This is a genomic window from Stagnihabitans lacustris, from assembly GCF_025950525.1.
Classification (GTDB): domain Bacteria; phylum Pseudomonadota; class Alphaproteobacteria; order Rhodobacterales; family Rhodobacteraceae; genus Stagnihabitans.
In genome coordinates this window covers 824,222-845,825 of record NZ_JAPDGS010000001.1, presented here as the reverse complement: position 1 = coordinate 845,825, position 21,604 = coordinate 824,222, and the positions used below count along the sequence as shown (strand labels likewise).

At 62.8% G+C, this 21,604-nt stretch carries 20 protein-coding genes; 9 read left to right on the top strand and 11 right to left on the bottom strand.

Going from position 1 to position 21,604, the window contains the following annotated elements; all coding sequences use genetic code 11:
• Positions 1-58: 58 nt before the first annotated feature.
• The 10 genes from tssH to NX862_RS04005 form a co-directional block, all read right to left on the bottom strand.
• Positions 59-2,779 (bottom strand): type VI secretion system ATPase TssH, encoded by a 2,721-nt coding sequence (tssH, locus tag NX862_RS04050; RefSeq protein ID WP_264492583.1) that lies wholly within the window; start codon positions 2,777-2,779, stop codon positions 59-61.
• The gene (tssG, locus tag NX862_RS04045) at positions 2,776-3,843 is read right to left on the bottom strand and encodes a type VI secretion system baseplate subunit TssG (protein ID WP_264492582.1); all 1,068 of its coding nucleotides are present in this window, start codon (positions 3,841-3,843) and stop codon (positions 2,776-2,778) included. Before tssG ends, tssH begins: the two co-directional genes overlap by 4 nt.
• The gene (tssF, locus tag NX862_RS04040) at positions 3,807-5,684 is read right to left on the bottom strand and encodes a type VI secretion system baseplate subunit TssF (protein WP_264492581.1); all 1,878 of its coding nucleotides are present in this window, start codon (positions 5,682-5,684) and stop codon (positions 3,807-3,809) included. Before tssF ends, tssG begins: the two co-directional genes overlap by 37 nt.
• Positions 5,684-6,181 carry a type VI secretion system baseplate subunit TssE gene (gene tssE, locus NX862_RS04035; protein WP_264492580.1) on the bottom strand — a complete coding sequence of 166 codons (498 nt, stop codon included), beginning with the start codon at positions 6,179-6,181 and terminating at the stop codon, positions 5,684-5,686. Before tssE ends, tssF begins: the two co-directional genes overlap by 1 nt.
• A 3-nt stretch (positions 6,182-6,184) precedes the next feature.
• Positions 6,185-6,973, bottom strand: a complete 789-nt coding sequence (locus NX862_RS04030) for a type VI secretion system accessory protein TagJ (RefSeq protein ID WP_264492579.1) — start codon at positions 6,971-6,973, stop codon at positions 6,185-6,187.
• Between the two features lie 69 nt (positions 6,974-7,042).
• On the bottom strand, positions 7,043-7,534 hold the full coding sequence (locus tag NX862_RS04025; protein ID WP_264492578.1) for an Hcp family type VI secretion system effector: 492 nt from the start codon (positions 7,532-7,534) through the stop codon (positions 7,043-7,045).
• Positions 7,535-7,623: 89 nt separating this feature from the next.
• Positions 7,624-9,111 (bottom strand): type VI secretion system contractile sheath large subunit, encoded by a 1,488-nt coding sequence (gene tssC, locus NX862_RS04020; protein WP_264492577.1) that lies wholly within the window; start codon positions 9,109-9,111, stop codon positions 7,624-7,626.
• Positions 9,112-9,114: 3 nt separating this feature from the next.
• Complete coding sequence (tssB, locus tag NX862_RS04015; protein ID WP_264492576.1) at positions 9,115-9,618, bottom strand: type VI secretion system contractile sheath small subunit; 504 nt, start codon at positions 9,616-9,618, stop codon at positions 9,115-9,117.
• Positions 9,619-9,678: 60 nt separating this feature from the next.
• Positions 9,679-10,704: a type VI secretion system protein TssA gene (gene tssA, locus NX862_RS04010; RefSeq protein ID WP_264492575.1), complete on the bottom strand. Its 1,026-nt coding sequence runs from the start codon at positions 10,702-10,704 to the stop codon at positions 9,679-9,681.
• Between the two features lie 161 nt (positions 10,705-10,865).
• Positions 10,866-11,069: a hypothetical protein gene (locus NX862_RS04005; RefSeq protein WP_264492574.1), complete on the bottom strand. Its 204-nt coding sequence runs from the start codon at positions 11,067-11,069 to the stop codon at positions 10,866-10,868.
• An 83-nt stretch (positions 11,070-11,152) separates the two neighbouring features.
• Here NX862_RS04005 and NX862_RS04000 point away from each other — a divergent pair, with 83 nt between their 5' ends.
• The 9 genes from NX862_RS04000 to NX862_RS03960 all read left to right on the top strand — a co-directional run bounded on the left by NX862_RS04000 (position 11,153) and on the right by NX862_RS03960 (position 21,135).
• Complete coding sequence (locus NX862_RS04000; protein WP_264492573.1) at positions 11,153-11,689, top strand: VPLPA-CTERM sorting domain-containing protein; 537 nt, start codon at positions 11,153-11,155, stop codon at positions 11,687-11,689.
• 121 nt (positions 11,690-11,810) lie between these two features.
• On the top strand, positions 11,811-13,265 hold the full coding sequence (locus tag NX862_RS03995; RefSeq protein WP_264492572.1) for a caspase family protein: 1,455 nt from the start codon (positions 11,811-11,813) through the stop codon (positions 13,263-13,265).
• A gap of 82 nt (positions 13,266-13,347) precedes the next feature.
• Complete coding sequence (locus NX862_RS03990; RefSeq protein WP_264492571.1) at positions 13,348-14,385, top strand: ligand-gated ion channel; 1,038 nt, start codon at positions 13,348-13,350, stop codon at positions 14,383-14,385.
• Positions 14,385-15,278, top strand: coding sequence for an ROK family protein (locus tag NX862_RS03985; protein WP_264492570.1), 894 nt, complete (start codon positions 14,385-14,387; stop codon positions 15,276-15,278). The genes NX862_RS03990 and NX862_RS03985 overlap by 1 nt, the downstream gene beginning before the upstream one ends.
• 2 nt (positions 15,279-15,280) lie before the next feature.
• Entirely contained in the window at positions 15,281-16,072 is a 792-nt protein-coding gene (locus tag NX862_RS03980) for an inositol monophosphatase family protein (RefSeq protein ID WP_264492569.1), read from the top strand.
• 199 nt (positions 16,073-16,271) lie between these two features.
• On the top strand, positions 16,272-17,519 hold the full coding sequence (locus tag NX862_RS03975; RefSeq protein ID WP_264492568.1) for an imelysin family protein: 1,248 nt from the start codon (positions 16,272-16,274) through the stop codon (positions 17,517-17,519).
• A gap of 88 nt (positions 17,520-17,607) precedes the next feature.
• On the top strand, positions 17,608-19,119 hold the full coding sequence (locus tag NX862_RS03970; RefSeq protein ID WP_264492567.1) for a di-heme oxidoreductase family protein: 1,512 nt from the start codon (positions 17,608-17,610) through the stop codon (positions 19,117-19,119).
• The gene (locus tag NX862_RS03965) at positions 19,119-20,081 is read left to right on the top strand and encodes an imelysin family protein (RefSeq protein ID WP_264492566.1); all 963 of its coding nucleotides are present in this window, start codon (positions 19,119-19,121) and stop codon (positions 20,079-20,081) included. Before NX862_RS03970 ends, NX862_RS03965 begins: the two co-directional genes overlap by 1 nt.
• Before the next feature lies 1 nt (position 20,082).
• On the top strand, positions 20,083-21,135 hold the full coding sequence (locus tag NX862_RS03960) for a DUF1513 domain-containing protein (RefSeq protein WP_264492565.1): 1,053 nt from the start codon (positions 20,083-20,085) through the stop codon (positions 21,133-21,135).
• On the opposite strand, the gene NX862_RS03955 is transcribed toward NX862_RS03960, so the two are convergent.
• The gene (locus NX862_RS03955) at positions 21,124-21,585 is read right to left on the bottom strand and encodes a cytochrome c-type biogenesis protein (RefSeq protein WP_264492564.1); all 462 of its coding nucleotides are present in this window, start codon (positions 21,583-21,585) and stop codon (positions 21,124-21,126) included. The two genes, NX862_RS03960 and NX862_RS03955, sit on opposite strands and share 12 nt — an antisense overlap.
• Positions 21,586-21,604: the final 19 nt, after the last annotated feature.

The window sequence follows — 21,604 nt, the reverse complement described above, 5'->3', positions numbered from 1 at the left end:
CTTGCCTTCCATAAGCTTTCGTGTCGGGCGCGCCGGTTGCCCGGCACGCCCGCAATCATCAGTCAAACGCATAGGTGAACTGGCCGTCTTTCGCGTCCAGTTCGACCTTGGCCACGTCCTTGCCGGCAATCATCCGGCGCAGGAATTCGCCCGAGATGTCGGGCAGCATCGTGTTGGTCACGATGGCGTCGATCATCCGGCCGCCCGATTCGACCTCTTGGCAGCGGGCGACGATCAGGTCGATGACCGCATCGGAATAGGTGAAGGGCACGGAATGAGCGGCCTCGACCCGTTTTTTGATGCGGTTCAGCTGCAACCGAGTGATCTTGCCGACCATATCGGGCGACAGCGGGTAATAGGGGATCACGACCAGACGGCCCAGCAAAGCGGGCGGGAAGATCTTCAACAGCGGCTCGCGCAGTTCTTTCGCAATCGCCTCGGGGTCGGGCATCAGGTCGGGGTCGGCGCAGAGGTCCATGATCTTGTCGGTGCCGGCGTTGGTGGTCAGCAAAATCATGGTGTTGCGGAAGTCGATGGAGCGGCCCTCGCCGTCCTCCATGATCCCTTTGTCAAAGACCTGAAAGAAGATCTCGTGCACATCGGGGTGGGCCTTTTCGACCTCGTCCAGCAGCACGACCGAATAGGGTTTGCGCCGCACGGCTTCGGTCAGAACGCCACCCTCACCATAGCCGATATAACCGGGAGGCGCGCCTTTCAGCGAGCTGACGGTATGGGCCTCTTGGTATTCGCTCATGTTGATGGTGATGACATTCTGTTCGCCGCCATACATGACCTCGGCCAAGGCCAGCGCGGTTTCGGTTTTACCCACGCCCGAGGTCCCGGCCAGCATGAAGACGCCAATCGGCTTTTGCGGATTGTCCAGACCCGCCCGCGCGGTCTGGATGCGTTTCGCGATCATCTTCATGGCATGGTCCTGCCCGATGACGCGTTTCGCCAGATGATCCGCCAGGTCGATCACGGTTTGCAGCTCGTCTTTCAGCATCCGGCCGACGGGGATGCCGGTCCAGTCCCCAATGATTGTCCCAACCGCCACCGCGTCCACAATGGGAAGGATCAGCGGGCTTTCCCCCTGAAGTGCCGCCAACTCGTCATTCTTGGCGCGCAGTTCCGTGGTCAGGTCGATGCGGGCGGCGTCATCCAGGGGCGAATGACCCTCCGGCGCCGGAGCCTCTGCCCCGGTCGGACCGGTGGGGCCATCGACAGGCGACGCGCCCTCGCGCAGCTTGGCGCGGATCGCGAGGATCTGTTCGACCACGGCCTTTTCGGCCTCCCACCGCGCGGTCAGACCATTCAACCGCGCCTCTTCGTTCATGCGCAGGTTCAAGACGGCCTTGCGACGCTCGCCCACCTCATAGCCTGCGGTTTCGTCGCGGGCGATGATGCCAAGCTCGGTCTCCAACGCCTCGATGCGGCGGCGGCTGTCGTCGACCTCGGCCGGAACGGCGTGCTGGGACACGGCCACACGGGCGCAAGCGGTATCAAGGACGCTGACCGATTTGTCGGGCAATTGCCGGGCGGGGATATAGCGGGCCGACAGGTTCACCGCCGCCTCGATCGCCTCGTCCAGGATCTGCACGCGGTGGTGCTTTTCCAGCATGGAGGCAATACCGCGCATCATCAGGATGGCTTTGGTCGGGCTGGGTTCATCCACAACGACGGTCTGAAAGCGGCGGGTCAGCGCCGGGTCTTTCTCGATGTGCTTCTTGTATTCGGCCCAGGTGGTCGCGCCAATCGTCCGCAACGTGCCGCGCGCCAAAGCCGGCTTCAACAGGTTGGCCGCATCGCCGGTGCCCGCCGCACCGCCCGCACCAACCAGAGTATGCGTCTCGTCGATGAACATGATGATCGGCGTGGTCGAGGCCTGGACCTCTTCGATCACGGCCTTCAGGCGGTTTTCAAACTCGCCCTTCATCGAGGCCCCGGCCTGCAACAGGCCCACGTCCAGCGCCAGGATGCGGGCTTCCTTCAGCGCGGGGGGCACGTCGCCGCGCGCAATCCGCAGCGCGAAGCCTTCGACGACCGAGGTCTTGCCCACCCCCGCCTCACCCGTCAGGATCGGGTTGTTCTGCCGACGACGCATCAGGATATCAACGACTTGGCGGATTTCCTCGTCGCGCCCGACGATGGGGTCGATCTTGCCGTCACGCGCCTGCTGGGTCATGTCGGTGCAGAATTTCTTCAGCGCCTCTTCCTTGCCCATCGCGGCCGGCGCCATGGCCCCCGAATCCTCACCCGGTGCACCAGAGCCGACATGCGACCCATCCGTCGCCCCCTGCCCTTCTTCGGGCGAGCCATTGACCGCGGCGGCGAAATTCTCGGCCAGATCGTCCGGTTTCACCTTTTTGAACTCGGCCGAGATCGCGTAAAGAATGTTGCGCAGAGCCGGGGTCTTGACCATGCCCAGGATCAGGAAACCCGTCCGCACCTGAGAGGCGTTGAACAGCAGCGACCCCCAGACCCAGCCGCGTTCGGTGGCATCCTCCAGATGTTCGGACAGGTCGGAAATGCTGGAGGCGCCGCGCGGCAGTTGATCCAAAGCGCGCTGCATGTCGGCCACAAGCTTGGCCGGGTCCAATTTGAAATGCTCGGCAATGCGGTGGATGTCGGAATTGGGCTGCTGCAGGATTTGGTGCAGCCAATGGATCAATTCGACATAGGGGTTGCCGCGCAATTTACAGAAAACGGTGGCGCCCTCGATGGCCTGATAAGCCAGTCGGTTCAGCTTGCCGAACAGGGCGACGCGGGAAATTTCGCTCATCTTTGGGCTCCGGTATTCTGGCGCTGGCGGTGCAGCACATGCGGGGGGGAAAGGAAAAGGTCAGCGGCATCATGGGCTTGGTCGCGGCGCGCCCCAAGCCAGGTCGTATGGCCAAGCGCGGCATTGCGGCCGCCCAAAGCCACTCTGGGCACTTCGCGCGCTTTCAGGATGACATTCACATCCCAATCCAGCGCATCACCAAGGTAATTGCGAACCACCGCTTCAAGCCGTTCAATGGCGCCCTCATGATTGGGGTCGGCATTGGGCAAAAAGCGACGGTAATCCTCCATCGACAGGGGACCGATCATGATCCGGAACTTCGAGGCGCGGGACCATACCCGCGTGCCAATTGACGTCGAAAGCCCGAGGGCACCCATGCCCAATTGCCACCGATCATCCGGTTCCAAATCCAGCCAGCACCCGACGAATTCCTGCAGGTGAACCGGCACCTTGAAGAAGCTTTGCAACAACGTCACAAGACCCTCAGCCGTGCGCGTCCCCGAAGCCATATGCCCCGCAAAATAACGCTTGGCGAGGTCCGGCATCAGATCACGCGCCTGAAGCCCCGGCCCCATATGACCCGTCAGGGCGGCCACTTTCGGCTCGAAACTGTCGTCGCCCTTGCGGTCAAATTGCGGCGCCGGCTGTCCAGCAGCCCAAGCCCGATAAAACAGACCCATGATCCGATGGGTGAAAGTATTGGCAAATGCGATCAGTGTTGTATCGCGGAAATTGCGCCGCCTTTCGCGGGCATATTCCGTCATGTGCAATGGCAGCGGCCCCATCGGACCGAAAAGGCCAAAGAACCGATTGACCAGACGCGCAGGCTTGCCCGGTGCCTCGATGTAATCGGCAATGGTCGAGGTCGGAAAGGCCAATTCGGCCTCTTGCTCCAACCGAACCGCATCCTGTGCCGCCCGCCGCGACTGACCAAAGCGCGGCCGGTCGGCGTTGTGCGCCTCTAGCACGCGCAGGGCGTGGAAAATGTGATAATCCGTCGGATCGTCCCGGAGCTGCGCGATATGCGTCAGATCATCCGACCGAGCCCGCTTTCCGGTCGCCACCTTGTGATCTCTCCGCGCTGTTGGGTTGAAAGGACGGTTTCGGTAAACGAATTGATGGTTACATACTTGCGGAAGAAGCGTTCCAGGACCGAGGCGAGCACATAAACCCCTGATCCGTCAAAGAAAGACTCGTCAAAGTCCAGCTTGATTTCCAGGCCGCGGACCGCAGTGGACAGGACTTCATCCGTCATCCGCCGCACGATCGGACGAGTCGAAACGCCGCGCAGAGCCTCCATCTGCTTGGCAATCACGCGATCTCCGGTCGGGGCATAGAGACCCAAAAGCTCGCGCAGGGCCTCTGCGCCGCCCTGGCCGCCTTCGCGGTCATTGATCGAAAGATAGTTCAAACTCAGATGGCTGATGAGCCGCCAAGCCGTCTCGCCCTGCGCAATGGTCGGCCGCGGCCGCGTTGGCGCGACCACGGGTGTAATTGCCAAAACCGGGCCCCCATCCGGCAAGTGAAAGGCATCCTTGCCGGCTGACGACAGCAAAAGCGGCAGGTCCCGATTTGTGCAAAGGCCGGTAACGGCCAATTGCGTGAGTTCCGCCGAATAGGGCGCCTGCCGCGCGTCAACGAGGGAAAGATAGACCTCTGACCCCAGATAAGAGGTGCGCACACCACGCAGTCGTTCTTTCTCGGTCCGCTGTCGCATGCGACGATGGATCGTGTAATAAGTGTGATGGCTCTCACCCGCCGAAGTTATATCCGTGGCGGAATAGAAAGGGCGAAACTCGGTCTCTTCATTGGTCTTTGTCGAAATCCCTGTCACCTTGGTGATGGCATAGATCTCGAAATCCAAAGGTGCCGTTCGGATCGGCGTAATATATTGCTCGACATCCGAGTGGGTAATATGGACACGATCAAAGGGGCGCTCAAAGAGATTGACCGCCGGTATGGCGTTCAAAACGAAACTCTCCCGCCGAACGCAAGCGCCTTTGTCAGGCAGCGGCTCTGAAAAGAGGATATAAAGGTCGACATCATCCCCCATCGCCCGCGCCAAAGCGGGGCGAAGGCCGGTGAGTTCCACGAAATGAAACCGCTCTGGCATTGCAAAATATTCTTGCAGCAGACGATAGCCGTCAAATGAGCGACGCGGATTGGGCAAGAGCGCTTCTTCACGATCAAATCCACGCGCCCGCGCCTTCGCATTCAGCGGCAAAGTCCAATCCGAACGGCGATCCGTCGAACGCCCGGTCATCCCCGTCACGCGCGTGCAGAGCGCTTCATGCAAGACCCAGGCTTCACCCGCAGGACCAGACAAGTGGAGCATCAGCGAATCGAGCGGCAGTTCTTTGATCGGAGCCCCGTCAATACGTTTCAAGCGAACCCGAATTCCCGCACGCGCGGGCGTATCACGGCTAACACCCGCCGCAACGAGACCGCCACGGCTGTCGATATATTCAACTTCAGACACTTCAATCGGCCAAAGGGCCAAATCGGCAGAGGTGCGGAAAATACATGCCGTCTGCTCGCCATCAATCTGGCGCGACCGCAACTTCGTGCCGCGCTTCAAGACATAACCGTCCTTCACCGCAGCATTTCCCAGATCAGGCGCCATCTGCACGATCATCATGGAAGGCGTCGGCGCGAGGAAATGCGGATAGATGATCTCAAGTAAATTCGACGTAAATGCCGGAAACTGCATTTCCAAAGAGAGTTGAACGCGGGCCGAAAGAAAGGCGACCCCCTCCAGCAAACGTTCGACATAGGGATCAAGGACCTCCATGCCTTCCATCCCAAGCCGAGAAGCAACCTTGGGATAGGCAGCGGCAAATTCGGCGCCCATGTCGCGCAGAAAAGCCAATTCCGACTCGTAATGCGCGAGGAGCCGCGTATCCATTATCCCGCCCTTTCCAACGACACTTCCCCGGTCGTCACATCAACCGAGGAGCGCAGATACAGTTCGATCGGAATCGGCTCGGCCCACATATCGGCTCGTATATCAAATGAAATCACGGTCTGCCTTGCAACATTCTCACTGCGAATCTCAACCTGCGCCGATCCACGACGAATACGCGGCTCAAAGGCTTCGATGGCACCAGCAATAGATTTCCGTATCAATTGAGCGCGGTCTTTAGCGGCGAAGTCTCCGGCGACCTCGCGAACGCCATAATTCAACACGGATTTCGAAGCCAATGGATAACGTTCCGGATCAATCCACGTCTCGGAATTGTTCGTGTTCAAGAGCCAGGACAGATCACGTTGAACGATTTCACGCAACCGACGAATATCAATCACACGTGCCTCGCGGCTCTCCGCAGGGTTCGTAGGATCATCATCCGTAAGTCGGTCCAGCAGGGAGGGTTGCAGCCTCTCCGCCATCATCCTGTCAGCCATACGTTACTCCGAGAACGAAATGGTTCTGGCGTCCAACAAAGCAATATCGCCCTGATCGGTTGCCAAAATCTTTTGACCAAGTCCGATAAATGTATCTGCTCCCGCATCCGCGAAAGAGGTCGCGCGTCCCAATTTCTCCAGCGATTCACCTTTTTGTCCAGAGAGCGGATAGCGTGATGGAATCAACGCAACCACTTTACCCTCAGTTACCAACGTCAAATGCGCTGCAGTCCAAACGGAATCACGCAGATCCGTCGGAGGATCGAAGGTGATCTCCCGTAGTTGATTGAAAGGGACCCAATAATATTTGCCATTCACGATGGCTTCCAGGACCGGCCCCAAACGCATATCCGCATCTGCAATCCACTCAAACGGCACCCCATCCGCAATTCCCTTCGAACCCGGCGCAGCGTCGAAGGCACCGGCGCGCAGATCAGCGGCGGCCTGCGCTTCGCCCTTGGCAAGAAGCCTCGATGATTCAATCACTTGCGCCAACCAATCCTGCGGTTGACCCATCACGAGGGGCGATTTCTCTCCGGCAAAGACCTTCTCGCGATAGACTTCACAAATGATCGCCTCTCGGTAAGTCTGCGCCATGGGCAAGGCTGACGGATCTTTCTCTCCGCAAATCTTGAGTTGCCGGATTGCGCGATCCCATTGGCCCAAAACGCACATCAATTGAAAGAGGAAGATGCGCAAGCGGTTGTCGCCCGGATTGGTCCGAACTTGGTCGGAAAGCGCAGCCAAAGCGCCTGCCGCATCGCCGGATTTCAGAAGCTCTTCGGGCGTCATGCTCTTCCCCTTCAAAATGCGAAAACCGGCGCGGAGAATTGCCCCCGCGCCGGAAATATGTCAGATGGATCAGCCCATAACGCCGGCGCCAACATCCCACTTGAAGTTCTTGAAGGTCTGCAACTTGCCGCCCTTCGGATATTTGTATTCGATGTCGATCTTGGCCGCGCGGATCGCCCAGTCTTCTTTCGGAATGTCATCCGACGAAGCATTGACGGTATAGGTGTTCACTTGGGCATCTTCCAGCGTCCAGATGATATAGGGCTCCAGCGCCACAGCGGCGTCTTCATTCGCCTTGGTCTGGTGAATGATGACCTTCTTCAGACGCTTGCCGCCAGCGACGTGATACATCAGGTCGATGGTGTGGCGACCGAATTCCGAGGTGAAAGACACGTCCTTGAAGACGGCCTTGCCGAAACCACGGGTCACGACGCCACCTTCCTGCTCGGAGTGACGCTCCAGGCCAAAGCCAACGGTGTCGACTTCGATCCAATCCTTGTGGTTCTTTTCGACCGCATCACCCACGATACCGTCGATCTGCACAAAAAGCGTATTGGCCATGTCTTAGTTCCTCTTGGTGAAAGGCCCTGGCGGGGGCAAGGGCACGCTTGAAAGGGGGGCCGACCCGAACGCCGGGTCGGCAATCGGCATTAGCCCTTTTCAGAGGGCAATTTGGAGACCAGCCGCAGCGAAACACTGAGGCCTTCCAGTTGGTAATGCGGACGAAGGAAGAATTTCGAGGTGTAATACCCCGGATTGCCTTCGACCTCTTCGACAACGACTTCGGCAGCGGCCAGCGGTTTGCGAGCCTTTTCCGATTCGGACGAAATTTCGGCGTTGAAGTCGACGTATTTGTTGATCCAGTCCTGAAGCCAGGACTGCATCGCGGTGCGGCTCTTGAACGAGCCCACTTTGTCGCGAACCATGCACTTCAGATAATGTGCAAAGCGGCAGGTCGCGAAGAGATAGGGCAGACGGGCGCCCAAATTGGCATTGGCGCTGGCGTCCGGGTCGTCATATTCGGCAGGCTTGTGCAGCGATTGCGCGCCGATGAAAGCCGCCACGTCGGTATTCTTCCGGTGAATCAGCGGCATCATGCCATTCTTGGCCAATTCCGCCTCGCGCCGATCGGAGATCGCAATTTCCGTCGGGCATTTCTGGTCGACGCCACCATCATCCGAAGGGAAGGTATGCGACGGCAGGTTCGGCACCGCACCGCCAGATTCCACCCCGCGAATACGCGAGCACCAGCCGTATTCCTTGAACGAGCGGTTGATATTGACCGCCATCCCATAGGCCGCATTGACCCAGCCATAGGCGTCGTGATCCTTGCCGTCGGTGTCTTCTTCAAAGGCAAAGGCATCAACCGGGTCGGTTTTCGCTCCATAGGGCAACCGGCCCAGGAAGCGCGGCATTGCGAGGCCGACATATTTCGAATCCTCGGACTCCCGCAGCGAATTCCAGGCCGCATATTCCGGCGTCTGGAAAATCTTGGTCAGGTCGCGCGGATTGGCCAACTCGGTCCAGCTGTCCATCTGGAACAGCGTCGGTTCCGCCCCGGTGATCAACGGCGCATGAGCTGCGGCGGCAATCTTGGCCATCTCGCCCAGCAATTCGACATCGGGCGGCGAGTGGTCAAAGTAATAGTCCGCCACCAGCGTGCCATAGGGCTGACCGCCCAATTGGCCGAACTCTTCTTCATACAGCTTCTTGAAAATCGGTGACTGATCCCAAGCCGTGCCCTTGAATTTCCGCAGCGTCTTGGACATGTCCTTTTTGGAGATGTTCATGACCCGGATCTTCAGGTTTTCGTCGGTCTCGGTGTTGTTCACCAGGTAGTGCAACCCGCGCCAGGCCGATTCCAGCTGTTGAAAATCCGGGTGGTGCAGGATCTGATTGATCTGCTCGGTCAGCTTCTTGTCAATCTCGGCAATCAGCCCCTGGATCGACTTCAGCGCATCATCGGAAATCAGCGCGGTATTGGCCAGGGCCTGTTCCGCAAGCGTCTTGACCGCGGTTTCCACCGCCGATTTCGCCGCATCCGATTTCGGACGGAATTCCTTGTTCAACAGCGAGGAGAAATCCGACAGTTCCGTCGTGCCGACCGCGCCAATTGCGGAGCTTTGCAGTTCAGCCATGTTTTACTCCTCCGCTTCGGGCTTGGGCGAGGCCGCAAGCGATTTCAACAAGGACGGGTCCTGCATCACCTTGGCGATCAGCTCTTCGGCGCCGGTCTTGCCGTCCATATAGGTCATCAGGTTGGACAATTGCGTCCGGGCATCCAGCAATTTGGCCAGCGGCTCGACCTTTTTGGCAATGGCGCCGGGGGTGAAATCATCCATCGACTCGAAAGTGATATCCACGGCCAGGTTGCCTTCGCCGGTCAGCGTATTGGGCACCGAAAACGCGGCCCGCGGTTTCATCGACTTCATCCGGTCGTCAAAATTGTCGACGTCGATTTCCAGGAACTTGCGGTCGGCGACCGCCGGAAGGGGCTCTTCGGATTTACCCGACAGATCGGACATCACACCCATGACGAAGGGCAATTGCACCTTCTTTTCGGCGCCGTAAAGTTCCACATCATATTCGATCTGGACCCGGGGCGCCCGATTGCGCGCGATGAATTTCTGCGAACTCGTGCTCATCTAAAGGCTCCTTGTTGAGACGGACCCCGCGTCCGGGGTCGATTTTCCCGCGGTTGTTGTTCAGTCGTCGTCTTCGTCCTTCAGCCCGCCCACCGTGCGGACCATTTCCATCCCCTCGGGCGCCATGTCCCGGACGATGGTCAGAAAATCGGCGCCCACCAGGCGCTTGGCGCGTTCCAGAATGATCGGCACCGGGCTGGAGGGCTCGTGGCGCTTGAAATAGTCGATCACCCGGTCCAAGGCGGCCTTGGCGTCGGCGGCACTTTCCACCGAACCAGACCCCCCGCCGCGCACCGGCCGCGCAGTGGCCACCGGAGCATCGGCTTCATCTTCATCTTCCTCGACGGCCTCTGGCGCATCGCCGGCCGCGAATTCCTGGACATGGCGCACCATGGCGGCGGCCAGCTTTTGCAAATCCGACAGGTCCAGCCCGCCGCCCGCATCCATCACCTTGCGGTCGATGGCCTTAAGGTCGGCCACAACCGTCCGCGCCGCTTCCAGCGTCGCCGTCAGAACCTCGGGCGCCGTGTCCTGGAACGCCGCCCCGATGGTCGAGCGGTTGAACTCGGCCTCCTGATCCTCGCCCATCGGCACTTCGCCATAAGCCTGCTGGATCTGCAGGATCGAGGCGCGGCCAAAGGTCCGGCTGTTGGCCAGCGGCACCCGGCGCGCATATTTCAGCGTCCGCGTTGCATTGGTCAGGTCGCGGATCGCGTTGATCCGCATCGTCGGGTCGTTGTCGTCATCGGCGTCAAGTTCGGGATGGCAGGTCTCCCAACGCTCTTCCAGGACGCGGCGGATATAGGTCGTGACATCGGCAAACCCGGTCAGGCCCTTGGTGTTCAACCGCGCCTCGCCCAGAATGACGGCGGCGCGGATGTCATGGGCCCGGCCCAGGATGCCCAGGGCTGCGGCTTCGACGGCTTTGAAATCGGGCTCTTCGCCCGCCACGATCGTCGACCCCATCTGCTTTTCCTCACCCGGCGAGGCCAAGCGCTGCAGCTCCATGAAGTCGAAGTCGTATTCCAAATTCTCCCCGGACGGAGCCTCACCTTCACGGTCGGCCAAAAGCGCGTCCAGATCCATCACAACCTCCCCGCGCCCGGTCTATGACGGACGTCGTTTTCCGGCTGAAAAAGTCGCAGAGGGTGCGCCGGTTCCCCCCTGTCCTGGCCTGACGGCGTGCTGAAACATCCGCCAGTCCCCACCTGCGGCGCTTTGATATGACGTCAGGTCGTCCCCGTCTGTCAATCGTCAGTTGCGCCGTCATCGTCTGGAACCTGTTTTGCCAGAATGCTTTCCCCCGGGTCAGGTGAAAAGCGCGGGCTTTTTCCCCCCTTGGGTGCGGCGGTCCACTTTGCGATTCGACATGGGCCGGAAACAATGGCACGCGCCGTCCCGGGATTGACCATGACGAAGCCTTGCGCGGCGGGAACTTCACCGGTTTTCACGCCAAGTCTTGGTCCAAGTCTTGGAAAGCTTTGCGAAAGCAGCTAGCCATGCCGCAGATGCCCTTCCGCGAACAGGACAACCCATGACTTTGAAACTGACCGCACTGGCCGGCCTTTTGGCGCTGTGCGTGACGACCGTGGCCCAGGCCGCGACCTTCACCTTCACCTATGGCCTTTCGACGGGCAATGTCTTGCACGGCACCTTGACCGGGACTGTTGCGCAAGACGATTCCAACAAGGTCCTTGGGGCCTTCATCACAAGCTTTGGGGTCAACGCGTCGACCGGGGCGACCGTGGTGGCAGATATCACCGAGTTCTCTCTTGGCGGCAGCTACCTGAGGACTGGAAGCCTGGGGCTCGTGACCTTTGACGGCAGCACCATGGATATTCAGGCTTACAGTTCCTCTGACCCCGTCTTTCGGTTTCACATGGTGAAGAATTTTCCGGTCCGGGCCACCTATGGATTTGCCGGCGCGGCTTTGACCAGCGGGGCCTTCACCCCCGCCACCTGGCGCTTGACCCAGGTCGCGGCCCCCGCTCCCGTCCCCCTGCCCGCTTCGGCGCCCTTGGTGCTGGCGGGCATCGGCGCCCTGGTGGCGCTGCGCCGCAAGCGCGGCTGATCTTTGGGGCCATGTCCTGCAGGGGGAGGGCGCGCCGCGCTCTCCCCCTGACTTTTGCGCGATCCGGTTGATTTATGGGTGCAAAGGCGCATAGTCGCCGCACATCAAACCCAGGTCCGTCATGCGCTTTCTTGTCCTTGCCCTGCTCTTTTGCCTCTCCTCCCCGGCCCTGGCCGAAAAGGTCGCCATGGTCATCGGCATGGGGGCCTATCAGAACGTTCCGGGGCTGAAGAACACGATCAACGACGCCAACCGCGTTGGCCAAAAGCTGGAACAGGTGGGCTTCAAAGTCACCTATGCCATCGACGCGACCCAGGCGCAGTTGCTGCAGTTGATGGACCGCTTCAGCTTCGAATCGGAAACCGCCGATGTGGCGCTGGTCTATTTCGCGGGCCATGGGGTCGAGGTCTCGGGCGAAAACTTCCTGATCCCGGTCGATGCCAAGGTCGCCAATATCCTGGATGTGGCGCGGGTCTCGATCTCGGTCAATCAGATCCTCAAGACGGTGGATCACGCCCGCAAGATGCGGATCGTGATCATCGACGCCTGCCGCAACAATCCCTTTGGCAAACTGCTTCCGGTCGAGGGGTTGAATGACGCGCCCAAGGCCCAAGGGCTGGCGGCGGTCAATCCGGAACAGGGCACGCTTGTGGCCTTTGCCGCCAGCCAGGGTCAGGTGGCGATGGATGGGCGCGGCGAAAACTCGCCCTATGCGACCGCGCTGATGGAGGCCGTGGTTCAGCCCAACCTGGAAATTGGCCTGATGTTTCGCCGGGTGCGCGACGAGGTGCTTGCCGCCACCGAAAACAAGCAGTTGCCCTGGACGGATGGGTCCCTCTCGGGTGAGCCCTTCTATCTTGCCGGGACTTCGGCGGCCGCGCCAGAGGCTGCCGATGATCCGCGCCTGGCCTGGGCCGCAGCCCCCGCCGATACCGAAACCCGGATGCGGGCCCTGGCCGAAGAGGGCGACACGCGGTCGATGATTGGCCTCGCCTATATGGCGCAGAACCCCGACGACAGCCGCTATGACCCCAAGCTGGCCTTCGACTACATGAGCCGTGCGGCCAAGGCCGGAGAGGCCGTGGCGCAATTCGAACTGGCGCAGATCTATGAGCGCGGCCTTGGCGTGGCCCCCGATCCGACCCGCGCGCTAGAGCTGTATCAGGCCGCAGCCGATCAGGGCTTGCCCGACGCGCTGAACGACCTGGGCTTTTTGCATTTCCAGGGCGGGCTTGGCCTTGCCCCCGACCAGGCGCTGGGGATCGAATACTTCCAGAAGGCCGCCGATCAACGCCAGCCCGAGGCGATGTTCAACATGGCCGGCATGATCGACGCCGGTTTCATCAAGGGTCAGGGTCCCGCGCAGGCCGCCGCCTATCTGTATGACGCCTTGCGCGCCGGCAGCCAGGATGTGCTGGACCAGCTGACCACCAATGCCGATGCTTTTTCGGCCAAGACCCGGGTCGAGCTGCAAAAGATCCTGCAAAAGCGCGATTTCCTGAAGGGCAAGGCAGATGGGCAATTCGGGCCTTCGGCGATTTCGGCGATCCGCCTGGCCTATGGGTTGACCGGCTGACCGGCTGATGGGCCGCAAAACGCTTGCAAGTTGAAAGGCTTCGCCGCAGTCTGTTGCCAGATTTTCAATAGCGGAACCAGACATGCGCGCTTTCCTGACCCGGGGGATTTTGGCCCTCTCCTTGCTGTGGCCCGGCCTGAGCCTGGCCCAGACTGCCACAGAAACGACGACGGCAACGACGACGGCAACCACCACAGAAACGGCAACGGAAACGGCCGTTGCCCCGGCCCATACCGATGTCGCGGTCGGCGCCTATATTTTGCGGATGTCCAATGTCTCGCCGCAATCGGGGTCCTTTGACGTCGACATGTGGCTGTGGTTCCGCTGGCAGGGCGACGCCATCAAACCCTATGAAAGCTTTGAAATCGTCAACGGCGTGATCTCGTCGCGGTCCGAGGCGCAGGTGCAGACCGATGCCGGGGCGAATTATGCCACGGTGCGCGTCCAGGCGACGGTGTTCCACGATTTCGACGTCCGCCGATTTCCCTTGGACAACCACATCCTGCCGATCGAGATCGAGGACGGCGCGGCCATCGACCGTGACCTGTCCTATACCGCCGACGAGGGCATCGCGCTGGACCCCTCGGTCGAGGTCGCGGGCTGGAATGTCGCGATGAACACCCCCACGGTCGAGGTTCATAAATACGCCACCAACTACGGCCTGCGCGAGGCCGGGGAGGCCGCCAGCGATTATTCCCGCCTGACCTTCTATGTCGGGCTGGATCGCACCTCCTGGGCGCCCTTGTTCAAGTCGTTCTGGATTTCGGCCCTGTCGGTGCTGCTGGGGCTTTTGGCCTTTCTGATCAAGGCCGATGACCTGGATGCGCGCTTCGGGATGGGCGTCGGCTCGATCTTTGCGGCCAGCGCGAACACCTTCGTGATCACCGGGTCGCTGCCGCCCACCACCGCCGTGACCCTGGCCGAACAGATCAACCTGATCGCGGTGGCCATCATCTTTATCGCGGTCTTTGTGTCGATCTGGTCGCTGCGCCTGCGCTATCAGGACCGCGAGGCGGACAGCCTGGCGCTGGACCGCCGCGCCATGTGGGTGCTGGGCGGCATCTATATCGCCTTGAACGTGCTGGTGATGGCCGTCGATCTGAACGGGATCGTCGGCTGATGCTGATCGGTATCGACTGGGGCGGCACCAAGATCGAGGGCGTGGCTTTGACGCCCTCGGGCGCAGAGCTTGCCCGCCACCGGGTCGATACGCCGCGGGGCGACTATGCCGCTTGCCTTGCGGACATCGTGGCGATGATCGCCCGGCTGGAGGCAGACACCGGCCAGCGCGGCTCGGTGGGGATCGGCATCCCCGGCTCACTGGAGCCGGTCAGCCGCTTGGGCAAGGGGGCCTCGTCGACCTGGCTTCTGGGCCAGCCGGTCGAGGCCGATTTGCGCGCCGCGATTGGCCGAGAGATCCGGGTTGAAAACGACGCCGATTGTTTTGCGGCGTCCGAAGCGGTGGATGGCGCGGGGGCGGGGCATAACGTCGTCTTCGCGGTGATCCTGGGGTCGGGTGCCGGGGCCGGGATCGCGGTCGGGGGCCGTGCGCATCATGGGCCCAACAACTCGGGCGGGGAATGGGGGCACAACCCCCTGCCCTTTCCCGATACGACCGAAATCCCCGGGGCGCCCTGCTATTGTGGGCGGCATGGTTGCCTGGAGACTTGGGTTTCGGGCCGCGCCTTCGAGGCGGAATGGACGAAGCATACCGGACGCGCGCTGAAGGCCCGCGAGATCATCGCGTTGAAACGCCAAGGCGACCGGCTGGCCGGGATGCTGTGGGAGCGGTATATCGACCGCGTCGCGCGGGGCCTTGCCACCGTGGTCAACACGCTGGACCCCGATGTGCTGGTCATGGGCGGCGGCATGTCCAATGTCGACGAGCTTTACACCGATCTGCCCCCGGCCTTGGCGCGGCGGACCTTTTCGACCGTGTTTCACACGCCCGTCAAACGGAATGTGCATGGTGATGCCTCGGGCGTGCGCGGTGCCGCCTGGCTTTGGAAATGAAGATGGACCTGAAACCTCGTTTCGACTTTGCCCTGACCCTGGTGCAAGAGGCCGGCGCCCTGGCGCTTGGCTATTTCAACGACCTGGAGAGCCTGACCGTGCAGTCCAAGGGGCTGCAGGACATGGCCTCGGAAGCCGATCTGAACACCGAACTGCGGATCAAGGCGCGGCTGGCCGAGGCTTTCCCGGAAGATGCGTTTTTCGGCGAAGAGACCGGCGCGATGGCGATAGTGCCGGGCCAGGGTGTCTGGGTGGTCGATCCGATCGACGGGACGCAGCCGTTTTTGTCGGGGCTCTCGTCCTGGTGCGTGTCGATTGCCTTCGTGCTGGATGGGGTGCTGCAATTCGGCACGGTCTTTGCCCCGGTGCGCGGAGAGCTGTTTGCAGGCGGGCGCGGCTTTCCCGCCACGCTGAACGGCAAGCCGGTCAAGCGCCATCCCGGGCGGTCCCTGCGGGAGGGTCTGGTGGCCACCGGCTATAGCCCTCGCGTGTCGGGGGCGCAGTTCCTGGGGCCTTTCACCGGGCTTCTGGAGCAGGGCGGCATGTTCTTTCGCGACGGTTCGGGCGCCTTGAACCTGGCTTATGTCGCGGCGGGGCGGTTCCTGGGCTATATGGAGCCGCATATCAACTCTTGGGACTGCCTGGGGGCGATCGCGGTGATCGAGGCGGCGGGGCTGCGGGTCAACGACTTCCTGGTGGGCGAGGGTCTGCACAAGGGTGGCCCCATCGTGGCCGGGGTGCCAGAGGTCTTCCCGGAGCTGATGCGGCTGAACGGCTTCCAAGCGGAGCGCTGACGCGCAAGCCGATCTGTCGCCTGCGCTGACGCTTCGGCTCCGCGCAGGTGGACAGGTGCCGCCAAATTCAGACACCGCATTTCCCAAGGAAAAGAATCAGGCTTTACATCCAAGCGTTTTTGTCGGAAATAACGGCCAAGGCCGCGCCCTGCGGCCCTTTCCAGCCAGACCCGCTCTGGCGCCCATCGAAAGGACCGCCATGCGCCTGTTTCTGACGACCGCCCTTTGCACCCTGGCCCTGCCCGCCCTTGCCGTCGAAAAGACCGAGGTCGTGGCCCATTACGCCGATATCGGCCTGGCCACCTATTCCGACGCCCTGACCACGGCGCAGGCCCTGCAACAGGCGGTGGCCGCGCTGGTGGCCACCCCGTCCGAGGCGACGCTTCAGGCCGCCCGCGACGCCTGGAAGGCCGCCCGCGTGCCCTATCAGCAATCCGAGGCCTTCCGTTTCGGCAATCCGGTGGTGGATGATTGGGAGGGCCGCGTGAACTCTTGGCCCCTGGACGAAGGGCTGATCGACTATGTCGAGGCGGGCTCGGCGCTGAACGAGGAAAACGCCCAGGCCGGGTTGAACGTCATTGCCACGCCGAAGTTCGTGCTGTCGGGGGCGGAAGTCGATGCCACCACGATCACGCCGGACCTGATCGCGACCCGGCTGCACGAGGCCGAAGGCATCGAAGCCAATGTCGCCTCGGGCTATCATGCGGTGGAATTCATGCTGTGGGGTCAGGACCTGAACGGCACCGGGCCCGGTGCGGGCGCCCGGCCCTGGACCGACTTTTCCGCCACGGATTGCACGGGCGGCAATTGCGACCGCCGCGCGGCTTACCTCGTGGCCGCGACCCAACTTCTGGTCGATGACCTGACCGAGATGGTCGGCAACTGGGGCCCCGAAGGCGCCGCCCGCAAGGTCGTGACCGATGACCCGACCAAGGGCGTCATGGCGATCCTGACCGGCATGGGCTCGCTGTCTTATGGCGAGTTGGGCGGCGAGCGGATGAAGCTGGGGCTCTTGTTGAACGACCCCGAGGAAGAGCAGGATTGCTTCTCGGACAACACGCAGAACAGCCATTATTACGACGGGATCGGCATCCGCAACGTCTATACCGGCGCCTATACGCGGGTCGATGGCACGGTGCTGCAAGGCCCCGCGCTGGCCGATCTGGTGCAGGCCGCCGACCCTGCGGTGGATGCAGAACTGCGCGCCAAGCTGGACGCTTCGGTTGCGGCCCTGGGGGCGGTCAAGGCGCGGGCGGAATCGGGCATGGCCTATGACCAGATGATCGAGGCCGGCAATGCCGAGGGCGAGGCGTTGATCATGGGCGCGGTCGATGCGCTGGTCGATCAGACCAAGACGATCGAACGGGCGGTGACGGCGCTGGGTCTGGATCAGATCGCCTTCGAGGGCTCTGACAGCCTGGACAACCCCGACGCGATTTTCCAGTAACGCCGGTTTCTGTCGGCGCCACAGATGTAAAGCCATGGCGGCGCTGCCGCCTCAGCCAAGGGCGGGCAGGCCGCCGGTAAGGACCAGGATGCGTGTCGGATATCTGTCTGTGGCCATCGGCGCCCTGTCGCTGGTCCCCTTTTGGGCCGCGGCCCAGGGGCTGGAGGACCTGCATCTGAAGGTCGTGCCGCGCACCAAGGCCGAAGCGGCGCGCATCGCGGCGGTCCTGGCCGTGCCCACCGATTTCTCCAAGCCCGAGAAGTTCGAGGACAAGCCCGGCGGCGCCGCCACCGTGCGGGCCTCCGATACCGCCGACGCCTTTTCGCAACATTCGGCCAATATGCCCTTCGAGGGCGAGATGACCTTCAAACTGGGCAATGCGCTGTTTCGCAAGGCCTGGATTGCCGCGCCCTCCTCCACCCTGGCCTCCGACGGGCTGGGGCCGCTTTTCAACGCGCGGGCCTGCCAGGATTGCCACCTGAAGGACGGCCGCGCCCATCCGCCCGAAGGCGACGGGCCGCGCACGGGGCTGTTCCTGCGCCTGTCGGTGCCGGGGGGGGAAAGCCCGGCCATCCCGGGCTGGCATGCGACGCAGAACCACCCTCTGTATGGCGGCCAGATGCAGGACCTGGCCACCCCGGGCCAGACCCCCGAAGGCCGGATGGAGATCGCCTATACTCCCCTGCCCTTGACCCTGGCCGATGGCACCGTGGTGACGCTGCAACAGCCCGTCTATGGGTTCACGCCCCTGATGGGCGATCCGGGCGAGGTCCAGCTTTCCCCCCGCATCGCCCCGCAGATGATCGGGCTAGGCCTCTTGGAGGCGATCCCCGCCGCCGATATCCTGGCCCATGCCGACGAGGATGACGCCAATGGCGACGGCATTTCGGGCCGGGCGCAGATCGTTCCTTCGGTCGAATATGGCGTGCCCATGCTGGGGCGGTTCGGGCTGAAGGCCGGGGCGCCGACGATCAAGGCGCAATCAGCCGGGGCCTTTTCCGGCGATATGGGGCTTTCGACGCCCCTGCATCCGGAATCCTGGGGCGAATGTTCTGACGCGCAAACCGCCTGCCGCAGCGCGCCAGATGGTCAGGAACCCGGCATCCGTGACGGGCTGGAGGTCGACGGCAAAAGCCTGGACCTGGTGACGTTCTATTCCCGCAACCTGGCCGTGCCCGCCCGTCGCGGCGTGGATGACCCCCTGGTCCTGGCCGGCAAGCAGGTGTTTTACGAAACCGGCTGCCAATCCTGCCATGTGCCGAAATTCGTGACCAACCGGCTGCAGGGCCAGCCCGAGCAAAGCTTTCAGCTGATCTGGCCCTTTACCGACCTGCTGTTGCACGACATGGGGCCGGGCCTGGCCGACAACCGCCCCGAGGGTCGCGCCTCGGGGTCTGAGTGGCGGACCGCGCCTTTGTGGGGCATCGGGCTGACCGCGCAGGTGTCCGGCCAAGCGCGCTTTTTGCACGACGGAAGGGCGGGCAGTCTGCTGGAAGCCGTGCTATGGCATGGAGGCGAGGCGCAAGCCGCGCGCGATGCGGTGGTGGCCCTGCCGGCCGCCGACCGTGATGCCCTGATCGCCTATCTTGGGAGCCTGTGATGCGCGCCATCCTGTTTTGCCTTCTGGCCAGCCCGGCGCTGGCTGATATTCCTGAAGCCGTGCAGGATCACATCCTGCCGGGCTATGCCGCCTTTGCCCGCGCCTCGGACAGCCTGGCCGCAGTCGGAAAGACCTGCGACGTCAGGGCTTTGCAGGCCGACTTTCACCTGACGTATGATGCCTGGATGGCGGTGCAGCATCTGCATCTGGGTCCGGGCGAGGACGCGGGCCGCGCGCTATCGGTGCTGTATTGGCCCGACCCCAAAGGCATGGGGGCCAAGGCGCAAAAGGCGCTCTTGGCCGGCGACCCGGCCAAACTTGCGCCCGAGGCCTTTGCCCAACAATCGGTGGCCGCCCGGGGGCTCTTGGCGCTGGAGCGGCTGATTTGGCCCGCCGATACCTTGCCCGCCGATCCCTGCCCGCTGATCGCCGCCACCACCGCCGACCTGGCCCGCGTGGCCCATGAAATCGACACCGGCTGGCAGGATTACGCCCGCCTTCTGACCACGGCGGCAGAGCCGGGCAACACCGCCTTCCTGACCCGGGCCGAGGCGCGCCAGGCGCTGTTCACCCAACTGGCCACCGGATTGGAAAGCCTGTCCGATCAGCGCATCGGCCGCCCGCTGGGCAGCTTTGACGCCCCCCACCCGGACCGGGCCGAGGCCCGCGCCTCGGGGCGCAGCGCGCGCAATATCCTTTTGGCGCTGCAGGCCCTGCGCGCCTTCACCGCGACCCTGACACCCGATGCACCCCTGACGCTGGCCGCCTTTGACAAGGCCATCGGCCAGGCGCAGGCCCTGGCCGACAGCGATCCGGTCCTTGACGGCATCGCCACACCCGGCGGGCGGCTGAAACTGGAAATCCTGGGGCAGACGGTCACAGCGATCCGTGACCTTGTCCTGGCCGAGGTGGCCCCCGAAATGGACGTGGGCATCGGCTTTAACTCTGCCGACGGAGACTGACTTGCGCCCCTCTCGCCGCCTGTTCCTGTCCAGCCTTGCGGCCCTTGCCGTGGCGCGCCCGTCCTGGGCCGATGCGGGGTCGCCCGCCTGGCTTGCCGCGGCCAAAGAGGGCGAGGATTACCGGCTGCATGGCCTGTCGGAAACCGGCGAAAGCCTGTTCGCCCTGCCCCTGCCCGCGCGCGGCCATGCGGCGGCCGCCCATCCGACGCGGCCGCTGGCCGTGGCCTTTGCCCGCCGTCCGGGGACTTACGCCTTGGTCATCGACTGCGTGACGGGCGCGCAGACCCACCGGCTGACCCCGCCCCCGGGCCGCCAGTTCAACGGCCATGGCGCCTTCGCCTCGGATGGCCGGGTGCTGTATACCTCGGAAGTCGTGGCCGAAGGGTCCGAAGGCCGCATCGGCATCTGGGAGACCGAGGGCTTCACCCGGATGGGCGAATGGATCAGCGGCGGCATCGGGCCGCATGACATCAAGCTGACCAAGGCCGGGCTGATCGTCGCCAATGGCGGCATCCAGACCGACCCCGGCGACCGCACCAAGCTGAACATCGACACCATGGCGCCCAACCTGACCCTGCTGTCCAAAGGCGGCAGCATCCTGGATCAGGTGAGCTTGCCCGACCTGCCCCAGGCCTCGATCCGCCATCTGGTGCTGACCGAAACGGGCGTGGCCTTTGCCATGCAATGGGAGGGCGACCCCGCCGAGGTCGTCCCCTTGTTGGGCCATTGGGTCCCGGGGTCGGCGCCGGTTTTGTTTGCTGCCCCCGAGGGCGAGGCGCATCGGATGCAGGGCTATGCGGGCTCGATCGCGCGGGCCCGGGATGGGCGGCTGGCAATCAGCAGTCCCAAGGGCGGCGCGGTGCAGGTCTTTGCACCCGACGGGACCTTCCTGGCCACCCATGCACGCGCCGATGTCTGCGGGCTGTCGGCCTTGGGGGCGGGGTTTGTGACCTCGGATGGCAATGGCGGCATCTGTGCGCTGGACCAACAGGTCACGCCCCTGGCCCATCACGAGGCCGCCTGGGACAACCACATGGTCGCGCTAATCCTTTAACAGGGTCTCCAGCCGGGCCTTTTCCTCTGCGGACAGGCTTTCGGCCTCGGAGGACCGCGACCGCCGCCGCATCACAGCAAAGGCCAGCGCGCCACCTGCCAGCAATGCGGCAGGACCGGCCAGCCACAGCACCAGATTTGCCCCGGTGGCGGGCGGGTTCAGCAGGACGAATTCGCCATACCGCGCTGTGATGAACGCCATCGCCTGCGCATCCGTATCCCCCGCCACGATCCTTTCGCGCAACAAAAGCCGCAGGTCGCGGGCCAATTGCGCATCGCTGTCGTCGATATTCTCGTTCTGGCAGACCAGGCAGCGCAACTCGCGCGAGAGAGTCCTTGCGCGGGCCTCTTGTGCAGGGTCGGCCAGGATCTCGTCAGGCTGGACGGCCAGGGCCGGGCTGGCCAGCAGGCACAGGGCAAGGAGCAGGCGTTTCAGTCCGCGGTTTTTCATGCGGCGGTTTTTCAATCTG